Source organism: Bradyrhizobium sp. MI1.10, from assembly GCF_055811035.1.
On sequence record NZ_JBVVPN010000005.1, the window covers coordinates 177,789 to 196,666 of the forward strand.

The following is an 18,878-nucleotide window of genomic DNA, read 5'->3' on the forward strand; positions in this document are numbered from 1 at the left end:
CCCCCCCCCCCCCCCCCCCACCCCCCCCCCCGCGCCCCCCCCCGCCCGGCCGCCCCCCCCGCCGGCGGGAGCCCGCCGGGGGGCCGCGGGGCCCCCCGCCCCCCCCCCCCCCCGGCGGCCCGCCCACGTCCTCGCCTCAGTAACCGAGGCCCTTCTTGCTGTCGTAGATCTTCTGCGGATCATCGGCGGCCGTATAAAGCTTCGACTCCGTCTGGATCCATTTCGGCGGCACCGTGCCCTTGCCCTTGAAGGCCGCGATGGCATCGAGCGCGGGGCCCGCCATGTTCGGCGTCAGCTCGACCGTGGCATTGGCTTCGCCGGCGGCCATGGCCTTGAAGATGTCGGGGACCGCATCGATCGAGACAGTGAGGATCTCCTTGCCCGGCTTGAGGCCAGCTTCCTTCATCGCCTGGATCGCGCCGACCATCATGTCGTCATTATGCGCGTAGACCGCGCAGATCGACTTGCCGCCGCCTTCGGCCTTGATGAAGCTTTCCATCACTTCCTTGCCCTTGGCGCGGGTGAAGTCGCCGGTCTGGCTGCGCACCACCTTCAGGTTCGCGTGTTTGGCGATGGCGGTGTCAAAACCCTTCTTGCGGTTGGCGGCGACGCTCGCGCCGACCGTTCCCTGCAATTCGACGATGTTGCAGGCTTTGGCCCCGACGGTCTTGGCCAGCCAGTCGCCGGCGACCTCGCCTTCATGCACGCTGTCTGAGGTCACGGCGGTGAGATAGAGCTCCTTGCCGGAGGGATCGATGTCGCGGTCGAGCAGCACGACCGGGATCTTGGCCTCCTTGGCTTCCTTCAGCACCGAGTCCCAGCCGGTCGAGACGACGGGCGCGAGGAAGATCGCATCGACATTCTGCGCGATGAAGGAGCGGATCGCCTTGATCTGGTTCTCCTGCTTCTGCTGCGCGTCGGCGATCTTGAGATTGACCTTGCGCTTGGTGGCTTCCTGCTTGGAGACCGAGGTCTCGGCCGCGCGCCAGCCGGATTCCGATCCGATCTGCGAGAAGCCGATGGTGAGCTCGGCGGCATTCGCCGGCAGCGCGAGCAGCAACGCGGCAGTGGCGCTGGCCGCAAAGAGGGCTTTGAGGATCATCAGGCGTATCTCCCAAAATGTTATCCGGGGCGCCGATTGGTAGCATCGCACCCACAGGCCGACCTTTGAGGCGGCGGGAGGGACTATTTCACGGAAGCTTGGTTCCGACTAGTCATATTATCTGACTATTTGGTCGGGGGTGACATTCGGCAGGAGAGTCATTGTACGACACGCCCAGCGCGATTTTGTTCCGCAGATGCAACGGGAAGATGAAAGAAATGATGCAGCTTGGCCAGCGCCACATCGTCATGGGCGGGCTTGTCGCGGCTATCCACGTTCTTGCCATGCGGGACAAAGAACGTGGATGCCCGGAACAAGCCCGGGCATGACGACCTTCTCTGATTTCGATGTGCAATCGCCCGCTGTCGGCCGGGCAACATGCCGACCGCTAGATCAGCTTCCGCTGCGCCAGATTCTTCATCAGCGCGCCGATGCCGAAGGTCCAGGGCTCGCACTCGTCGCTGGTCCGCATGCGGTTGACGAGTTTGCCGAGCTGGGGCGCCGAGATCGTGACGATGTCGTCGCGCTTGTGGGTGAACCCCTGCCCCGGCGCGTCGCGATCCTTAACCGGTGCGAACATGGTCCCGAGGAATAGCACGAAGCCATCAGGATATTGATGCACCTTGCCGATGGTCTGCTCGACCAGATCGGTCGGATCGCGGCTGATCATGTTGATCGAGGAATGGCCGTCGAGGACGAAACCGTCCTGCCCCTTCACGTTCAGGCTGATGTCGAGCTTGCGGGCGTCATCGAGGGTAAAGCTGTCGTCGAACAGGCGCAGCAGCGGACCGATCGAACACGACGCGTTGTTGTCTTTGGCTTTCGACAACAACAGCGCCGAACGGCCCTCAAAGTCGCGCAGATTGACGTCGTTGCCGAGCGCGCCGCCGACGATCTTGCCGCGGCTCGAGACGAACAGCACCAGCTCCGGCTCGGGGTTGTTCCAGGTCGATTTCGGATGCAGCCCCGCATCCATGCCGGTGCCGACCGACGACAAGGTCGGCGCCTTGGTGAAGACCTCGGCATCGGGGCCAATGCCGACCTCGAGATACTGGCTCCAGGCGTTCTGGTCGATCAGCACCTGCTTCAGGTGCATCGCCTGGTCCGAACCCGGCTTGAGCTTCGACAGATCGTCGCCGATCAGCCGCGTCACCTCTTGCCGGATCGCTTCGGCCGAGGCCGGATTGCCTTTCGCCCGCTCCTCGATCACGCGCTCCAGCATCGAGATGGCGAAGGTCACACCGGCCGCCTTCAGCGTCTGGAGATCGACCGGCGCGAGCAGCCACGGCTTTTTCGGATCGCGCTGATCGGGCGGCGTGTTGCGGACGATGGCCTCGATATCGCCGATGCGCTCACCCTTGGTCGTGGCAAGCGCCTTCGCCGGATCGTCCTCCTCGCAGAGCGTGCTGACGGTCGGGAACGTTGCGGTGACGTCGAACACACCATCGCCGCGCACGGCGACCACGGCCGGGCCATTCGCCTGCGGCAGCCAGACGCGGCCGACAAGCGTTCCCCGCGTGCCGTCCTCGGGAAGAAGGTCCTTTACCGTCAATGTCGTCATGGGCGTATCCTCGCTCTTTTCGGATCGGCCGCGCTCGCGGAGGCCGATCACATTGGCGAAGACCAATAAACGTCTGGGACGGGAAGTCCAGCGCGGCAGCCCGCCGCGCTCCTATGCCCCCGCGCGCGCTTTTCGGGCCGCGATCTGCTGAAGCGCCCAGCGCGCGTTCTTGCGCACCTCGGGATCTGGATCGTTGGCGATGACGGCAAGGAACGCCTCGCCGTCGTGGTGGGCGATTTCGCCGAGCGCAGCAGCGGCTTCCTTCCGCAAATTCGCCTGCTCATGGTTGACGCAATTGCCGATCGGGCGAACCGCGTGCTCGATCTTCATCCGGCCAAGGCTGCGGATTGCCTTCAGCCGCACCTGCCAGAACTCGTCACTGAGCGAAGCGATGAGCTGGTCGGCGGCGATCGAGCCGTTGACGTTGAGGCCCAGCGTTTCTGCGGCCATCTCCCGCACCATCCAGTCCGAATCCTTCAACGCGCGCGTGATCATCTCAGCCGCGGGCTTCATCTGCGAGAAGGCGAGCGCGCTGACGGCGGCACGGCGCACATGCGCGTCGGGATCGTTGATCAGCGCGGTCAGCGCCGGGATTGATTCCTCCAGCTTGAGGAACCCGATCACGCCGATCGCTTGCACCCGCACGGCGGCGTCGGAATCCTGGAGCGCTTCCAGCGCCGGCTTCAGCGTATCCTTGCAGCGCAGCTCCTTCAGCGCGCGCAACGCGCCCATGCGGACGAAGGCGTGGGCGTGCTTGACCAGCGGCAGGATGATTTCGGCGCAGGCAGGATCCTTGAACTCGGCCATGCTGTCGGCCGCGGCGGACGCAACGATTCTCTCAGGATCGACCAGCAGCTTCACCAGCGCGCTGGCAGCCTCCGGCCCGTCGAACTCGCCAAGCGCCATCGCGACCTGCTGGCGGACGCCGGCATCGGGATCGGCGACCATTTTGGCGAGATGGCCGACTGCTGCGGGATCGCCGGAATGGCCGAGCGCGATGATGGCGACGCGGCGCTCCCCTGGATCGGCGGCCTGGAGCCGCTCGTCGGCATCTTCGAGATCGTCGTAGGATTCGAACGGGCTCGACATGACTACCTCAGCAGATAGGGAATGTTGACGGTGACAGCGCCGGTCGGGCAATCCGCCTCGCAGGGCATGCAGTACCAGCATTCGTCATAGGCCATATAGGCCTTGTTGGTCATATCGCTGATACGCAGCACGTCCAGCGGACAGACGTCGACGCACACCGTGCAGCCCTTGTCCGCGATGCATTTGGCGTCGTCGACGACCACCGGAACCGATGTCTGATAGGAAGCGAGAGGCATCGTATGTCTCCTGTTACTTTGGCGGGTCAGGCTGTCGCGCGGATGCGCTGTTTGTCGTAGAGATCCTTCTCATCGTCGGCGATCGGCACGATATAGGGCTCCACGGCACGCTTCTCGCTGGTCATCTTGCCGTCCTGCTTGCTCAGCAGCGTGTGGCAGAACCAGTTCTCGTTGTCCTTCTCCGGGAAATCCGTCCGCCAGTGATAGAGACCCCAGCGGCTTTCCTCGCGGTAGAGCGAGGCATGCACAGCCATGTCCGCGCAGTCCATGATCGACTGTACTTCGAGCGCGCGGAGCAGTTCGTGCGCATTGCGCGCGATCATGCGCTCCTGCATGTCTTCCCTCGCTTCGGCGAGCCGGCGCATGCCGAGTTCGTATTTGCGCGTAACTTTCGGCGGCTGGAGATAGTCATTGACGAGACGCCGGGTCTTGTACTCGATCTGGTTCGGCGGAATGCCGTCCTCGCGTTTGGTCGGCGCCATGACGCGGTCACGTTCGCTGGCGACATCGGCCGCGTCGAATTCCGCGAAGTCGTGATTGTCAGCGAATTCCATCGCGTCGAGGCCGGCGACCGAACCGTTGGTGAAGGCGCCGAGCATGTAATTGTGCGGCACGCTGGCCATGTCGCCGGCGGCATAGAGGCCCGGGACGGTGGTGCGCGCGTTGTCGTCGACGAACACGCCCGACGCACTGTGACCGGAGCAGAAGCCGATCTCGGAGATATGCATCTCGATCGACTCGCTGCGGTAGTCGACCCCGCGCCCCTGCTGGAACAGGCCGCGTGTGGGACGCTCGACCTTGTGCAGCGTCGATTCGATCTCCGAGATGGTGTCGGGGTGAAGATGCTTGAGCTGGAGAAACACCGGGCCTTTGCCGGACAGCAGCTCGTTGTAGAATTCCAGCATCATCTGACCCGACCAGTAATCGCATTCGATGAAGCGCGATCCCTCGTTGTTGGCGGTGAAGGCGCCGAAGGGACCGGCGACGTAGGCGCAGGCCGGGCCGTTATAGTCCTTGATCAGCGGATTGATCTGATAGCATTCGAGGTTCGCCAGAGCCGCACCGGCATGATAGGCCATGGAATAGCCGTCGCCGGAATTGGCTGCGTTCTCGTAGGTACCAAACATGTAGCCGGAGGTCGGCAGACCGAGCCGGCCGGCGGCGCCCATGCACAGGATGACGGCCTTGGCCTTGATCACCAGCATCTCGGCGGTACGAGTATTAACGCTGATCGCGCCGGCAATGCGCCCGTCGGCGGATTTGAGCAGCCGCGTCGCCATGTAGCGGTTGGAGATCAGGATGCGGGCGCGACGGAGCTGGCGATACAGCGCCTTCTTCACGGTCTCGCCGTTCGGCATCGGCAGCACGTAGGTGCCGATGTGGTGCACCTTCTTGACGGCGTAGTCGCCGTTCTCGTTCTTCAGAAAGCGGATGCCGAAACTGTCGAGTTCCTCGATGATCGAGTAGCAGTTCTGCGCGTATTTGTAGACCGCCTTCTGATCGACGATGCCGTCATTGGCGATGGTGATTTCCTTGGTGTACTGCTCCGGCGTTGCGTATCCGGGAATGACGGCGTTGTTCAAGCCGTCCATGCCCATCGAGATCGCTCCGGAGCGCTTGACGTTGGCCTTTTCGAGCAGGACGACATTGGCCTTCGGATTCTTCAGCTTCGCCTTCAGTGCCGCCATCGGGCCGGCCGTGCCGCCGCCGATCACCAGCACGTCGCAGGAAACCTCCGAAAGTCCATCGACGATCTGATCTAGTGACATCGCTTGCTCCTGGTTCGCCGGCAGGTCCGGCGCCTTTGCATCAGATTTGTTCAGCAGGCGTCCCGGCGATAGCAATTAGTTGTCGCCGGGCTGCGATTTGCGCCTCAGCGCTCGACAAAGGCCTTTTCGATCACGAAATGACCGGGCCGGCTGTGATTGCCCTCGACAAAGTCGCGTGCGGACAACATCGCGGGAAGTTCCTCCAGCATCGCCGGGCTGCCGCACAGCATGATGCGGTCGGTCTCGATATCGAGGCCTGATAGACCGATGTCGTCGAAGAGCTGGTTCGACGCGATCAGGTCGGAGATGCGGCCGCGATTCCTGAACGGCTCGCGGGTAACGGTCGGGTAGTAGACGAGCTTGTCCCGGATCAGCGGCCCGAAGAACTCGTGATCGCGCAGGCCTTCTACCAGGTGCTCGCCATAGGAGAGCTCGGAGACCTGGCGGCAGCCATGGGCGAGCACGATGGTCTCGTAATTCTCGTAGACGTCGGGGTCCTTGATCAGGCTGGCGAACGGCGCGAGCCCCGTGCCGGTCGAGAGCAGCAACAGGCGCTTGCCGGGAAGGAGGTTGCCGGTGATCAGCGTGCCCGTGGCCTTGCGGCCGACCAGGATGACGTCTCCCTCCCTGATCTTCTGAAGGCGCGAGGTCAGCGGACCGTCCTGCACCTTGATCGAGAAGAACTCGAGCGCCTCCTCGTGATTGGCGCTCGCCATGCTGTAGGCCCGCAGCAACGGCTTGCCCTCGACTTCCAGCCCGATCATCGCGAACTGGCCGTTCTGGAAGCGGAAGCCCGGATCGCGCGTCGCGGTGAAGCTGAACAGGCTATCGGTCCAGTGCCTGACCGACAGGACCGTTTCCTTCTGAAATGCGCTCATTGTCTCTCCTGACCTCGATTGCGCACAAGGTTTCGGAGAGACGGGAATCCGGCAACGCTGAACTGAAATTCCCGGTCGATTAGTTTCACATTTCGTGGGCGATGATCGAACAGCAGGCAGCGAAGATCAGCGCCTCGCACCTGAGCCTGGCAATTAGTTGCTATCGCAGCAGCGCTGCGGCAACGTAGAGAAGGGTCGGAGACACGTCATGACCTTGGTGGCACCGATCGTGGCAGATTACGAAGCAAGCGCCGACCTCGCGACGCTCCGCGTTCGCACCGCTCAGGACGACACGCTGGACTTGCCGGCGGAAACGCTCCGCCTCTCCTGCAAATGCGCCCACTGCACCCGCGCCCGCTTCGACGGCCGCTTCCCCGAGCGTTTTCCGGGCATCGCGATCACCGAAATCGGCGATCTCGGTTACGGGCTGAACATCTCGTTTTCGGATGGGCATAATCGGGGGATTTACCCGAAGCCGTATTTGCTGAGCCTGGCGGGACGGTAGACGCAACAGGTCGTCCTCCAAACTCCGCTGTCATTCCCCGCGAAGGCGGGGAATCCAGTACGCCGCGGCTTCTCGATAACCCATTGACGTCTCTGGAATACTGGATCGCCCGGTCAAGCCGGGCGATGACAGCGGAGTGAATCTGGCACGGACATTGCTCCTCTTTAGAACGGTTTGAACGTTCCGGAGGCAGATAATGTTGCAGGCGGCGGCGAATGCGGTTCGGGGGGCCGGTCCCCCGGCAGTCCGGCCTGCCGGCGGTTCCTCGCTGCTGCTCACCGAGAACCAGCAATGGATCGGCGGACCGCCGCCGTTGATGGACAAGCTCAGCCAGCGCGAGCGGGAGCTGGTGCTGAAGCAGGGCCGCCGAAAAGTGCTCAACCGTGGCCAGACGCTGTTCAGCCAGGGTGGCAAGCATGACGGTATCTGGCTGATCGAAAGCGGCCGTATCCGGGTCTTCTACACCTCGCCGCTCGGCCGCGAGATCACGCTGGCCTATTGGCATGTCGGCAATTTCGTCGGCGGGCCGGAAGTGTTCGAAGGCACCGTGCATCAATGGTCCGGCGTTGCATCCAGCAATTGCAGCGTGGTGCATCTGCCCGGAAAGGAGTTGCGATCGCTTGCGGTCGAGATTCCGAACCTCGCGATCGGCCTGATCGAAGGCCTGACCTTCAAGGGCAAGTGCTATTCGGCGCTGGCCCAGATGCTGGGAACGCGCTCGATCACACAGCGCCTTGCGCATCTGTTGCTGCATCTCGTCGACCTCTATGGCGTCGATGACGCCGACGGCCGGGTGATCGCGGCCGCCTTCACCCATGCCGATATCGCCCACATGGTCGGCGCCACCAGGCAATGGGTCACGATCAGCCTGAAGCGCATGCAGGAGAAGGGAATCGTGCTGACCAAGCGCTCCCAGATCGTGGTCTGCCGGCCCGACGTGCTGGAAGAGATGCGAGGGCAAGCGTCGGACTAGGGCCGGTGCCCACCCAAGCGGCTTTATAGTGCAGGACTGCCCAAGGACTATGCAATCAACTTTTCCCGGCAACTAATCGACTGTGGCGCTCATTCCGGATTTGCCCTGCCCACGCCCTCACCCAATCATGGCAACCACAGCACATCCAACCGAATGAGGATGAGAATGGTCCGCCATCTTCCCACGCTCTCGATCGCGATGTCGGTGACGTCGCTGGCGCTTCTCCTCGCGCAGCCGGCCGCGGCGGAAACCGTTACGCTCGGCATCGGAACGCAGGACACCACGACCAACACGGTGACCGCCGGCGTCGTCATCCGCCAGCTCCATCTCCTCGAAAAATATCTGCCGAAGGACGGCAAATACGCCAACATCAAGTTCGAGCTGGAGTGGCAGAACTTCACGTCCGGTCCGCCCGTCACCAATGCGATGATGGCGAACAAGCTGCAGATCGGCATGATGGGCGACTATCCGCTGATCGTGAACGGCTTCACTTTCGACAGCAATCCGGAGAGCAAGAGCCGACTGATCGGCATCGCCGCCTACAGCCTGTCGGGCTCCGGCAACGGCATCGTCGTTCACAAGGATTCGCCCTACTACGATCTCGCAGACCTCAAGGGGAAGCTCGTGAGCGTGCCGTTCGGCTCCGCCGCGCACGGCATGGTGCTGAAGGCGATGCAGGACCGCGGCTACGCGTCGGATTTCTTCCAGCTGGTCAGCCAAAGCCCGGAGGTCGGCTCGACCAATCTCCAGGAGAAGAAGATCGACGCGCATGCCGACTTCGTTCCGTTCGCCGAGTTGCTGCCGTTCCGCGGTTTCGCGCGAAAGATCTTTGACGGCGTCGAGACTAATCTGCCGACCTTCCACGGCATCGTGGTCCGCACCGATTTCGCCGAGAAATATCCCGAGGTCGTCGTCGCATATTTCAAGGCGCTGATCGCCGCCAATCAGTGGCTGCGCGACGATCCCAAGCTCGCCGCCGAGAAAATCCAGGAATGGACCGGCATCAACAAGGAGGTCGTCTACATCTTCCTCGGCCCCAGCGGCAACATGACCACTGATCCCTCGATCAAGCCGGCGCTGATCGACGCCGCGACGGCCGACGTCAAGGTGCTGCAGAACCTCGGCCGGATGAAGGAGTTCGACCCGAAGAAATGGGTCGACGACAGCTACATCCGCAAAGCCTATTCCGAGATGAAGCTCGACTACGACGCGCGGCTCGCCAGCACCAGCAATTACGAGATCTCCGGCGAAGATTCCTTCTGCAAGAAACCGATCTCCGATCCGCGCAAAGCCGGCGAGGTCTGGGTCGACGAAGCCGGCATCATGCCTTTCTCGTCAACCGGCTGCACGCTCGCCGCCTATGCCGACTACAAGGCAAAGGGCAAGAAGATCAACGTCGCTTACGTCTTCGATACCACCCGCGGCATCAAGCTGTTCGCCGACCAGGCTTTCTTCGCGGTCGGCAATGGCGAGGTTGTGCCGTTCCTGTTGAAGAAGGACGCCGAAGCCTATGCCGCCAAGATCAGCGGCAAGGTGCTCGGCTTCGACGAGGCCGTGAAGGCGGCGGTCGGCGGGGGCAAGACGTGAGCAGTCCCGCCCTCCTCAGACATCCCGAGGACAGCATGCCGGCAAGTGCCATCGCGGAGGCAAGCGCCATGCCCGCCTCCACTCCACCCGCATCACCGCCTTCCTTCGGCACGCTCGCGTTGCGCTGGTACCGGCTCAACCGGGGCGGGCTGCGCGCGACCGCGATCGGCATCATCTCGCTGCTCGCCTTCCTGCTGGTCTGGCACCTGCTGACGACCTACCGCGTCGTGTTCTTCGTGCGCTTCACCAACGTGCCCTCGCCACTCGCGGTCTATGCGAGCTTCACCAAGGCGATCCACGATCCGAAATTCCTGCTGCACGTTCTCTTGAGCTGCCGGCGCATCTTCTTCGGCTTCTCGCTCGCGGCCATCGTCGCGGTGCCGCTCGGCCTGATCATGGGCCGCTTCAAGCTGGTCCACGAGATTATCTTCCCCGTGGCGGAGGTGCTGCGGCCGATCCCGGCGATCGCCTGGGTGCCGATGGCGATCATGCTGTGGCCTACCAACGAGCAGAGCATCGTCTACATCACCTTCCTCGGCTCGTTCTTCCCGATCCTGGTCAACACGCTGCACGGCATGTCGCTGGTCGACCCCGTGCTGGTGCGCGCCGCGCAATGTCTCGGCGCGCGGGAACGCTCGATCTTCCGCGACGTGTATTTCCCGGCCTCGCTCCCGCACATCTTCACCGGCCTCACCGTCGGCATGGGGGTGGCCTGGGTGTCGCTGATCGCCGCCGAGATGATCTCGGGGCAGTACGGCATCGGCTATTTCACCTGGGAGGCCTATTCGCTGGTCCAGTATGCCGACATCGCGCTCGGCATGATCGCGATCGGCGTGCTCGGCCTCGGATCGAGCATGCTGATCCGGGGGGCCGGACAATTGGTGATGCCGTGGAGGTCAAGATGAGTGAGATCGTCGTCAAGGCACCGCAGGGGCATATCGAGGTCAGGAATTTCTCCCTCAGCTACGACAGCATCGAAGGACCGGTACAGGCCGTCACCGATACGCAGATTCATGTGAAGCCTGGCGAGTTCGTCTCGATCGTCGGGCCCTCCGGCTGCGGAAAGTCGACGCTGCTTAACGCGGTCGCCGGCTTCCTCAAGCCGACCACGGGCATCGTCACCGTCGACGGCGAGAGGGTGAACGGTCCGAGCGCCGAGCGTGGCATGGTGTTCCAGCAATATTCGCTGTTTCCCTGGAAGACGGTGCGAGAGAATGTCGAGTTCGGCCTGAAGATGCGCGGCATGCCGCGCTCGCAGCGCGAGCGCGCCGCGCGCACGCTGCTGGGCCTCGCGGGCCTCGAAGCCTTCGAAAAGCATTACCCCGAGAAACTCTCAGGTGGCATGAAACAGCGCGTCGGCATCGTCCGCGCGCTCGCGACAGGACCCAAAGTGCTGCTGCTGGACGAGCCCTTCGGCGCGCTCGATGCGCAGACCCGCGTCATCATGCAGCAGATCCTCACCAACATGTGGCAGCGGCTGAAGATCTCGGTGCTGTTCGTCACCCACGACATCGACGAGGCGATCTTCCTGTCCGACCGCGTCTACTGCATGACCGCGCGCCCCGGCTCGATCAAGGCGGAGATTCCGATCCCGCTGGAGCGGCCGCGGCAGCAGTCGATGATGATGTCGTCGGAATTCCTGGCATTGCGCCGCGGACTGATGTCGCTGATCCGCGAGGAGAGCATCAAAGCGATGGGCGGCGAGCTCAACGACATGGGCATGCAGGGGCTGAACATCGAGCTGCACGGGCATTCGCTCGCGGACGTGATTTGATCTTACCTCGCCCCGCTTGCGGGAAGCCAGTTTCGTAGGGTGGGCAAAGCGAAGCGTGCCCACCATCGTTCTCCATGAGAGAAATGGTGGGCACGGCGCTTTCGCGCCTTTGCCCACCCTACGGCAGTGTCGCGCCGCTCACTTGAACCAGTGCACCAGCGCGATGCTGATGCCGAGCAGCAGCATCAGCGACAGCGTCACAGCGGCCGTCACCCTGCCCCCGACATTCGCAAGCACCTTCACGTCGACGCCCAGGCCAAGTGCAGCCATCGACACCACCGTGAGAAAACCCGTGATCCGCGTGATCGGGGCAACCACCGTGGACGGCACGATCTCCAGGGATCGCAGGGTCGCCAGCGCAAGGAAGCCGAGGATGAACCACGGGACCAGGCGGAAAAAGCCGACATTGCTCTTCTTGGCGTCGCTCTGCCAGCGCGAGGCGGTCAGCGAGAGGCCGACGACCACCGGCCCGAGCATCAGCACGCGCATCAGCTTGACGAGCGTGCCGATCTGCGTCGAGACGAGTCCCGCCGGCATCGTCGCGGCCAGCACCTGCGGCACGGCATAGACGGTGAGGCCTGCGAGGATACCGTATTGCGTGGCCGATAGCTGCAGCAGCGGAATCAGCAGCGGCAGGCCGAGCACCATCATCACGCCGAGAATCGCGGTGAAGGAGATCGAGGATGCGATCTCGTCATTGTTGGCGCCGATGATCGGCGCCACCGCGGCGATCGCCGAATTGCCGCAGATCGAGTTGCCGCAGGCGATCAGGATCGAGAGCCGCGTCGAGAGACCAAGCAGGCGGCTGATGCCGAAGGAGACGCAGAGCGCGATCACGACGACCGCTGCGATCGAGGCCAACAGCGCGACCCCGGACGCCGCGATAGCAGCAAAGCTGATCGAGGCCCCCAGCAGCATGACGGCGACTTCGAGCAGTTGCTTGGCGCTGAAGGCGATGCCGGACTGCCAGCGCGGCGCGGGCTTCCAGAAGCTGCGCACGGCCATGCCGAGCAAGATCGCCATCACCAGCGCCTCGACATAGGGATGTTCGAAGACGCCCAATTCCGCCCGTTCGAGCAGGGCCGAAACGCCGGCCACGGCGATGCAGAGGAGGATCCCGGGAATCAGCGCGACGATGCGGCCAGTGGCCGTGGTCGGCTTGGCGTCGGCCGGGCTGGATGCTTGATTCTGCGACACAAATCTCTCCCAAGGAGAAGGATTTATACGCAGCGCCATCCGATTGGGAAATAAGTTTTCGACATATCAGGGCTCAGGGAAGTTCTATCCTCAGCCCGGAATAATCTGGCTCTGAAGGTCAGGCGCCCTTTAGAAGATCAGGCGCGCCTTAGAAGATCAGGCTCTTGGCCAGCGAGGCGACGCGGCTGAAGCCATCGTAGACGCCGGGCTCGAAGAAGGCCGCACGCGCCAGCACGATGCCGGCAACCAGCGACCAGAACAGGCCGGTGCCAACCCGCAGCAGCAGCTTCGACCCGCGCGAGCGCGGTTGGGTGTCCGTTGCGGACACCAATTGCTCGCCGAAAGGCTCAAACCTGGTGCGTTCCATAGCAGTCAATCCATCAATTTCTGATGGAAATGTCGTCGTTTCGGCCCCAAACAGCAATGGAAGCGATTGGCTTTTTTGCCTCCCGGCGGGGAAACTCCTTCCGCAGGACGGGCACGGGACAATAGTTTTCTTCTTCCGGCCTGGAAAACCGCTGCGCACTTTTCCGGATCATGCTCTATGCCGCCAGCCCGCTCCCCACCGGAGCAAATTCCAGCCCGAGGCTCTCCGCCACCGCCTTGTTGGTGATGCGGCCGCGATGCACATTCAGCCCGCTGCGCAGATGTGGATTTTCCAGCACCGCGGCAAAACCCTTGTTCGCGAGCATCAAGCCGAACGGTAGCGTCGCGTTGTTCAGCGCCTGGCTCGACGTCACCGGCACTGCGCCGGGCATGTTGGCGACGCAATAATGCACGATGCCGTCGACCACATAAGTTGGTTCTGCATGCGTGGTCGGGTGCGAGGTCTCGAAGCAGCCGCCCTGATCGATCGCGACGTCGACCAGCACGGCGCCCGGTCGCATCGATGCCAGCATCGCACGCGTGACGAGCTTGGGCGCACTCGCGCCCGGCACCAGCACCGCGCCGATCACGACGTCGGCAGCGAACACCTCCTCCTCGACTGACTCGATGGTGGAGAAGCGGGTGCGCACGCGCCCTGCAAAGAGGTCATCAAGCTCCCGCAACCTTGGAATGGAGCGGTCGATCACGGTGACCTCGGCGCCAAGGCCCGCGGCCATGCGCGCTGCTTGCGTTCCCACCACGCCGCCGCCGAGCACGACGACCCGCGCCGGCTGCACGCCGGGAACGCCGCCCAGCAGCAGCCCGCGGCCGCCGGCCGAACGCTTGAGCGCGGCGCCGGCGGCCTCGATGGCGAGGCGGCCGGCGACTTCGCTCATCGGCGCAAGCAGGGGGAGGTGACCGGCCGCGTCGGTGACGGTTTCATAGGCTATCGCAGTACAGCCGGAGGCGAGCAAACCCCTGGCCTGTTCGGGATCCGGCGCAAGATGAAGGTAAGTAAACAGGATCTGGCCTTCGCGGAGCTGGGCCCACTCGCTTTTCTGGGGCTCCTTCACCTTCACGATCATGTCGGACTTCGCGAAGATGTCGCGCGCGCTGTCGGCAATGGTGGCCCCTGCCCGCCTATAGACTTCGTCGGATGCGCCGATGCCGCCACCCGCGCCGCTCTCGACGGTCACCTCGTGCCCGGCCGCGACATATTCGCGGACTGCGCCCGGGGTGAGCCCGACGCGATATTCCTGCACTTTGATTTCCTTGGGCACACCGACGCGCATCCCTGGCCTCCTTTTGATTCACCTCATGATCGTAGCGACCTGCCCGGTTTGGTTTCGTGCAAATATCCGCTAGCTTTGACATCCCTGCGCCGGTTTCCGGCGCGCAAACGCCCTTTCACGCTGGAAACGAAACTTTGGCCCTCGACCGGAAAGATCTCGCAATCCTCGCGGAACTCACGACCAATGCGCGGGCCAGCCACACCGTGCTCGCCAACAAGGTTGGGCTATCAAGCACCGCGCTCGCGCGGCGCCAGAAGGCGCTGGAAGACGACGGCTATATCCAGGACTATCAGGCCACGCTCGACCTCGCGCAGTTCGGCCTTACCACCACGGTGCTGGTCCGCATCGCGTTGGAAAGCCAAAGCGACGAGGCGTTGAAGGCGTTCGAGGCGGAAGTGGTGAAATGCCCGTCCGTCGTGCGCTGCTTCCTGATGTCGGGGACCGACGACTACATCCTGATCGTGCTCGCCCGCGACATCCAGGATTTTGAGCGCATCCACCGCATGGAGCTGTCGCGCCTGCCGCGCGTCGCGCGGGTACAATCGAGCTTCGCGCTGCGCGAGGTCGTCAACCGCGCCGTGCCGAATGTGGTGTTCGGCGAAGCGAAGCGCTGATCGCAACCTCTCGGAAGGGCGAACTGCCGGCAAGAGAATCAAAAGGAACCAACCGGTCGGTGGTCCGTTGGGCGCTATTGGCCGGCGGAGGCGTGCCCCCGCGTCAACACGGCTGACGTCCGGCACGGTCGCCGTCGCAGGGAGCAGGACATGGGCGATGTCACGCATCAAATTTCCGAACGCATTCCGATCCATCTTGTCGTCAACGGCGTCAGTCACACGCTCGATCTCGTGCCATGGACCACGCTGCTCGATGCCTTGCGCGACCATCTTGCGCTGAGCGGCACCAAGAAGGGCTGCGACCATGGTCAGTGCGGCGCCTGCACGGTGCTGGTGGACGGCCGGCGAATCAATTCCTGCCTCACGCTCGCCGTCATGAACGACGGCGCGAAGATCACGACCATCGAAGGCCTTGCCAACGACGGCGCGCTGCATCCACTGCAACAGGCGTTTATCGACCATGACGCCTTCCAGTGCGGCTATTGCACGCCGGGACAGATATGTTCGGCGGCCGGACTGCTCGTCGAAGGCCGTGCCAAAGATACCGACGAGATCCGGGAGTCGATGAGCGGAAACCTCTGCCGCTGCGGCGCCTATCCGAACATCGTCGCCGCCATCCAGCAGGCAATGGGCCAGCCATGAACAACTTCCTATACGCCCGAGCCAATGATGTCGCCGACGCGATTCGCCTGCTCGCCGCCGATCCCGGCGCAAAACTCATTGCCGGCGGCACAAATCTGATCGACCTGATGAAAGAGAATGTCGAGCGCCCCACCCGGCTGATCGACATTTCCCGCCTGCCGCTCCGCAAGGTCGAGGGGACGGCCGACGGGTCCTTGCGCATCGGCGCCCTGGTGCCGAACTCGGACCTCGCCTACCATCCATTGATCGAGCAGCGCTATCCCCTGCTCGCCAGCGCCATTCTGGCCGGCGCCTCGGCGCAATTGCGCAACATGGCCTCCGTTGGCGGCAATCTGATGCAGCGAACGCGCTGCGCCTATTTCTATGACACGGCCACGCCCTGCAACAAGCGACATCCCGGCAGCGGCTGCTCGGCGATGGACGGGCTGAACCGCAACCATGCGATCCTGGGTACGAGCGCCGCCTGCATCGCGACCAATCCGTCCGATATGAGCGTGGCGCTGGCCGCGCTCGATGCGCTCGTGCACATCGCGGGCCCCTCCGGCGAACGCACCATCGCGCTAACTGATTTCCACCGGGTGCCCGGCGACAAGCCTCACGTCGATACCAACCTCGGCACCGGCGAGATCATCACGGCGATCGAACTGCCGCCGCTCGGCTTTGCTCAAAACTACAGCTACCTCAAAATTCGCGACCGCATGTCCTATGCCTTTGCTCTGGTCTCGGTTGCCGCCGCGCTCGAATTGGAGGGCAACGCAATCAGCGGGGCACGCGTGGCGCTCGGCGGCGTGGCTCACAAGCCCTGGCGCAGCCTCGAAGCCGAAGCTGCGTTGCGCGGTCAGGCCGCGACGCCCGATCACTTCTCGCACGCCGCGGATCTCTTGCTCCAGGGAGCAACGGCCCGCTCACATAACGGCTTCAAGGTCGAGCTCGCACGCCGCGCCATCGTGCGGACGCTGACACAGGCGGCGAACGCCACACCGCAATCCCAGGCTCACAAGAAGATCGCGTGAGGACCCTATGAACGCTTATGTCGGAACGCCAACGTCGCGTGTCGACGGCCGAGCCAAGGTCACCGGGGCCGCCAAATACGCCGGCGAATTTCCGGCGGACGGGCTCCTCCATGGCTTCGTGGTCGAGGCCACCATTCCATGCGGGCGCATTGCCCGCCTCGACACCAGTACGGCACTCCAGGTCGAAGGCGTACTCGACGTGCTCACGCATGCGAACCGTCCGCCACTGGCCGACAAGGACGATTCGTGGAAGGACGAAGTAGCGCCCGAGGAAGGCTCGCCTTTCCGTCCGCTTTATGATGACACGATCAAGTTCAATGGCCAGCCGATTGCGTTGGTCGTGGCGGAGGACTGGGAAACCGCGAAATTTGCCGCGACTCTCGTGCGGGTCGAATATGAGCAGCATGGTTTTGCGACCGACCTCGAAGGCGAGCGCAGCAACGCTGCCGAGAAGGACAAGCCGCACAAGCCGCGGGGCGACGCCGTAGCGGCTCTTGCGGGAGCTTATGTGCGCCACGAGGCGGACTACGTGATACCGACCGAGCATCACAATCCGATGGAGCTCTATGCGACTACGGCGGTCTGGGACAGCAATGGCAAGCTCACGATCTACGACAAGACTCAAGGCGTCCAGAACGTCCACAAATTTCTCTGCGGGGTGTTCGACAAGAAACCGGATGACATTCGCGTGGTCTCGCCATACGTCGGCGGCGCCTTCGGTTCCGGCTTGCGGCCGCAATATCAGGTGGTGTTGGCAACACTCGGCGCGCTCGCGCTGAAGCGGTCCATTCGCGTCGTGCTGACGCGGCAGCAGATGTACGGGCTCGGATACCGGCCGATGACCATCGAGCGCGTCGCGCTCGGCGCAAAATCGGATGGTACGCTCGACGCCGTTACGCACGAGGCCATTGCCGTCACCTCGCGCTACGAGGATTTTGCGCGCAACGATACCGGCTGGGCCGAACAGCTCTACAAGACCCCGAACAGCCGCTTCGCGCACAAGCTGGTTCACCTTGACGTCTCCACGCCTTGCGACATGCGCGCACCGGGCGCGGCGTCGGGCGTCTGCGCGCTCGAATGCGCAATGGACGAGCTCGCCGTCGCGCTCAAGCTCGACCCGGTCGAACTGCGGCTGAAGTGCTACTCGGATCGCGACCAGAGCGAAAACCTCCCCTACACCAGCAAGCAGTTGCGCGAATGCTACGCGCGCGGCGCGGACGCCTTCGGCTGGAGCAGACGCAATCCTGTGCCGCGCTCGATGCGCGACGGCAAGGAGCTGGTCGGCTGGGGCATGGCGACGGGTGTGTGGGAAGCACTGCAGATGCCGGTCGCCGTCCGTATCGCGCTGACGTCGAACGGACATGCCGAGGTGTCATGTGCCGCATCGGACATCGGCACCGGCACCTACACCATTGTCGCTCAGGTCGCAGCCGACGCACTCGGCCTCCCAATCGAGAACATCAGCGTCAGGCTCGCAGATTCCAGTCTGCCGCAGGCGCCTGTCGAGGGCGGCTCCTGGATGGCCGCCTCGAGCGCACATGCGGTGCTCGCAGCCGCCGAGGAAGTGCGCAAGGAGCTGTTAGCTCTGGCCGGGAAGATGCCAGGCTCGCCGGTCGCCGGCGCCGAGCTTGTCGATACGGTGCTGACCGACGGCAGCATTGCCAGCGCCAGCGACAACAGCCGCGCAGTCTCGATCGCCGACGCGATGCGCCATGGCGGCGTCGAGCGCATCGAGAAGGAGAAGCTCAACCAGTTCGGTGAGGACAAGAAACACGCGCGCAACACCCATTCGGCCGTCTTCGCCGAGGTCAAGGTGGACGAAGAGCTAAACGTCATTCGCGTGACGCGGGTCGTGAGCGCCGTTGCGGCCGGGCGGATTCTGAACACCAAGACCGGCCGCAGCCAGATCATGGGCGGCGTGGTCTGGGGGATCGGGATGGCGCTCCATGAGGAGACGGTGATGGATCATCGCTTCGGTCGGATCATGAACGCGAACATCGCCGAGTACCACATTCCCGTGAATGCGGATGTTCACGACATCGACGTGATCTTCGTCGACGAGCCGGACGCGCACATCAACGGGCTCGGCATCAAGGGCATTGGCGAGATCGGCATCGTCGGCGTCCCGGCGGCGATCGCAAACGCCGTCTATCACGCCACCGGCAAACGCATCCGCCGCTTCCCGATCACATTGGACAAGCTGCTGGACTGAGCCGATGGTCATCCGACCCGGCCCGCTCGGGATCGCGCTCCCTGTCATCCAGCTGTCATCAAATGTGT

The 18,878-nt window shown here is 63.5% G+C and carries 19 protein-coding genes; 10 read left to right on the forward strand and 9 right to left on the reverse strand.

Annotated features, from left to right (window positions below):
* Window positions 1-136: 136 nt before the first annotated feature.
* Complete coding sequence (gene ytfQ, locus AC0L3K_RS07830) at window positions 137-1,102, reverse strand: galactofuranose ABC transporter, galactofuranose-binding protein YtfQ (RefSeq protein ID WP_007593249.1); 966 nt, start codon at window positions 1,100-1,102, stop codon at window positions 137-139.
* Between the two features lie 161 nt (window positions 1,103-1,263).
* Between ytfQ and AC0L3K_RS07835 the strand changes: the two genes are divergently transcribed.
* Window positions 1,264-1,431 carry a hypothetical protein gene (locus AC0L3K_RS07835; RefSeq protein WP_157158567.1) on the forward strand — a complete coding sequence of 56 codons (168 nt, stop codon included), beginning with the start codon at window positions 1,264-1,266 and terminating at the stop codon, window positions 1,429-1,431.
* Between the two features lie 59 nt (window positions 1,432-1,490).
* Here the strand turns inward: AC0L3K_RS07835 and AC0L3K_RS07840 are convergent, their stop codons facing one another.
* The 5 genes from AC0L3K_RS07840 to AC0L3K_RS07860 form a co-directional block, all read right to left on the reverse strand.
* Complete coding sequence (locus AC0L3K_RS07840) at window positions 1,491-2,663, reverse strand: fumarylacetoacetate hydrolase family protein (protein ID WP_473365735.1); 1,173 nt, start codon at window positions 2,661-2,663, stop codon at window positions 1,491-1,493.
* Window positions 2,664-2,774: 111 nt separating this feature from the next.
* Window positions 2,775-3,752 carry a HEAT repeat domain-containing protein gene (locus tag AC0L3K_RS07845; RefSeq protein ID WP_007593251.1) on the reverse strand — a complete coding sequence of 326 codons (978 nt, stop codon included), beginning with the start codon at window positions 3,750-3,752 and terminating at the stop codon, window positions 2,775-2,777.
* 2 nt (window positions 3,753-3,754) lie between these two features.
* Window positions 3,755-3,988, reverse strand: a complete 234-nt coding sequence (locus tag AC0L3K_RS07850; RefSeq protein ID WP_007593252.1) for a 4Fe-4S dicluster domain-containing protein — start codon at window positions 3,986-3,988, stop codon at window positions 3,755-3,757.
* Between the two features lie 26 nt (window positions 3,989-4,014).
* Complete coding sequence (locus tag AC0L3K_RS07855; protein ID WP_007593253.1) at window positions 4,015-5,757, reverse strand: fumarate reductase/succinate dehydrogenase flavoprotein subunit; 1,743 nt, start codon at window positions 5,755-5,757, stop codon at window positions 4,015-4,017.
* Between the two features lie 104 nt (window positions 5,758-5,861).
* A complete protein-coding gene (locus AC0L3K_RS07860) occupies window positions 5,862-6,635 on the reverse strand; it encodes a ferredoxin--NADP reductase (protein ID WP_007593254.1) in 774 nt (257 codons plus the stop codon).
* 208 nt (window positions 6,636-6,843) lie between these two features.
* On the opposite strand from AC0L3K_RS07860, the gene AC0L3K_RS07865 reads away from it, so the two are divergent.
* From AC0L3K_RS07865 to AC0L3K_RS07885, 5 genes are all read left to right on the forward strand, one after another.
* A complete protein-coding gene (locus AC0L3K_RS07865; RefSeq protein WP_007593255.1) occupies window positions 6,844-7,140 on the forward strand; it encodes a gamma-butyrobetaine hydroxylase-like domain-containing protein in 297 nt (98 codons plus the stop codon).
* 196 nt (window positions 7,141-7,336) lie between these two features.
* Window positions 7,337-8,113: a Crp/Fnr family transcriptional regulator gene (locus AC0L3K_RS07870; protein ID WP_007593261.1), complete on the forward strand. Its 777-nt coding sequence runs from the start codon at window positions 7,337-7,339 to the stop codon at window positions 8,111-8,113.
* Between the two features lie 165 nt (window positions 8,114-8,278).
* Window positions 8,279-9,700, forward strand: a complete 1,422-nt coding sequence (locus AC0L3K_RS07875; protein ID WP_219680943.1) for an ABC transporter substrate-binding protein — start codon at window positions 8,279-8,281, stop codon at window positions 9,698-9,700.
* A complete protein-coding gene (locus AC0L3K_RS07880; protein ID WP_088940900.1) occupies window positions 9,697-10,605 on the forward strand; it encodes an ABC transporter permease in 909 nt (302 codons plus the stop codon). Before AC0L3K_RS07875 ends, AC0L3K_RS07880 begins: the two co-directional genes overlap by 4 nt.
* Window positions 10,602-11,474 carry an ABC transporter ATP-binding protein gene (locus tag AC0L3K_RS07885; protein WP_007593264.1) on the forward strand — a complete coding sequence of 291 codons (873 nt, stop codon included), beginning with the start codon at window positions 10,602-10,604 and terminating at the stop codon, window positions 11,472-11,474. The genes AC0L3K_RS07880 and AC0L3K_RS07885 overlap by 4 nt, the downstream gene beginning before the upstream one ends.
* A gap of 138 nt (window positions 11,475-11,612) precedes the next feature.
* Here the strand turns inward: AC0L3K_RS07885 and AC0L3K_RS07890 are convergent, their stop codons facing one another.
* The 3 genes from AC0L3K_RS07890 to ald all read right to left on the reverse strand — a co-directional run bounded on the left by AC0L3K_RS07890 (window position 11,613) and on the right by ald (window position 14,329).
* Entirely contained in the window at window positions 11,613-12,671 is a 1,059-nt protein-coding gene (locus AC0L3K_RS07890; RefSeq protein WP_473365736.1) for a YeiH family protein, read from the reverse strand.
* Window positions 12,672-12,819: 148 nt separating this feature from the next.
* Entirely contained in the window at window positions 12,820-13,038 is a 219-nt protein-coding gene (locus AC0L3K_RS07895) for a hypothetical protein (protein WP_007593267.1), read from the reverse strand.
* Between the two features lie 175 nt (window positions 13,039-13,213).
* On the reverse strand, window positions 13,214-14,329 hold the full coding sequence (gene ald / locus AC0L3K_RS07900; RefSeq protein WP_473365737.1) for an alanine dehydrogenase: 1,116 nt from the start codon (window positions 14,327-14,329) through the stop codon (window positions 13,214-13,216).
* Window positions 14,330-14,463: 134 nt separating this feature from the next.
* Here ald and AC0L3K_RS07905 point away from each other — a divergent pair, with 134 nt between their 5' ends.
* The 4 genes from AC0L3K_RS07905 (at window position 14,464) to AC0L3K_RS07920 (ending at window position 18,810) form a co-directional block, all read left to right on the forward strand.
* On the forward strand, window positions 14,464-14,943 hold the full coding sequence (locus AC0L3K_RS07905) for an Lrp/AsnC family transcriptional regulator (protein ID WP_473365738.1): 480 nt from the start codon (window positions 14,464-14,466) through the stop codon (window positions 14,941-14,943).
* A 150-nt stretch (window positions 14,944-15,093) separates the two neighbouring features.
* A complete protein-coding gene (locus AC0L3K_RS07910) occupies window positions 15,094-15,585 on the forward strand; it encodes a (2Fe-2S)-binding protein (protein ID WP_007593272.1) in 492 nt (163 codons plus the stop codon).
* Entirely contained in the window at window positions 15,582-16,598 is a 1,017-nt protein-coding gene (locus AC0L3K_RS07915) for an FAD binding domain-containing protein (protein WP_007593279.1), read from the forward strand. Before AC0L3K_RS07910 ends, AC0L3K_RS07915 begins: the two co-directional genes overlap by 4 nt.
* A 7-nt stretch (window positions 16,599-16,605) precedes the next feature.
* Window positions 16,606-18,810, forward strand: coding sequence for a xanthine dehydrogenase family protein molybdopterin-binding subunit (locus AC0L3K_RS07920; RefSeq protein ID WP_473365739.1), 2,205 nt, complete (start codon window positions 16,606-16,608; stop codon window positions 18,808-18,810).
* Window positions 18,811-18,878: the final 68 nt, after the last annotated feature.

Bases quoted from the DNA above. Each gene is read 5' to 3' on its own strand.
- AC0L3K_RS07850 (WP_007593252.1), bottom strand. From the start codon at position 3,988: ATGCCTCTCGCTTCCTATCAGACATCGGTTCCGGTGGTCGTCGACGAC.
- AC0L3K_RS07920 (WP_473365739.1), top strand. From the start codon at position 16,606: ATGAACGCTTATGTCGGAACGCCAACGTCGCGTGTCGACGGCCGAGCC.
- AC0L3K_RS07875 (WP_219680943.1), top strand. From the start codon at position 8,279: ATGGTCCGCCATCTTCCCACGCTCTCGATCGCGATGTCGGTGACGTCG.
- AC0L3K_RS07855 (WP_007593253.1), bottom strand. From the start codon at position 5,757: ATGTCACTAGATCAGATCGTCGATGGACTTTCGGAGGTTTCCTGCGAC.
- AC0L3K_RS07860 (WP_007593254.1), bottom strand. From the start codon at position 6,635: ATGAGCGCATTTCAGAAGGAAACGGTCCTGTCGGTCAGGCACTGGACC.
- AC0L3K_RS07895 (WP_007593267.1), bottom strand. From the start codon at position 13,038: ATGGAACGCACCAGGTTTGAGCCTTTCGGCGAGCAATTGGTGTCCGCA.
- AC0L3K_RS07865 (WP_007593255.1), top strand. From the start codon at position 6,844: ATGACCTTGGTGGCACCGATCGTGGCAGATTACGAAGCAAGCGCCGAC.
- ytfQ (WP_007593249.1), bottom strand. From the start codon at position 1,102: ATGATCCTCAAAGCCCTCTTTGCGGCCAGCGCCACTGCCGCGTTGCTG.
- AC0L3K_RS07840 (WP_473365735.1), bottom strand. From the start codon at position 2,663: ATGACGACATTGACGGTAAAGGACCTTCTTCCCGAGGACGGCACGCGG.
- AC0L3K_RS07870 (WP_007593261.1), top strand. From the start codon at position 7,337: ATGTTGCAGGCGGCGGCGAATGCGGTTCGGGGGGCCGGTCCCCCGGCA.
- AC0L3K_RS07910 (WP_007593272.1), top strand. From the start codon at position 15,094: ATGGGCGATGTCACGCATCAAATTTCCGAACGCATTCCGATCCATCTT.
- AC0L3K_RS07845 (WP_007593251.1), bottom strand. From the start codon at position 3,752: ATGTCGAGCCCGTTCGAATCCTACGACGATCTCGAAGATGCCGACGAG.
- ald (WP_473365737.1), bottom strand. From the start codon at position 14,329: ATGCGCGTCGGTGTGCCCAAGGAAATCAAAGTGCAGGAATATCGCGTC.
- AC0L3K_RS07885 (WP_007593264.1), top strand. From the start codon at position 10,602: ATGAGTGAGATCGTCGTCAAGGCACCGCAGGGGCATATCGAGGTCAGG.
- AC0L3K_RS07915 (WP_007593279.1), top strand. From the start codon at position 15,582: ATGAACAACTTCCTATACGCCCGAGCCAATGATGTCGCCGACGCGATT.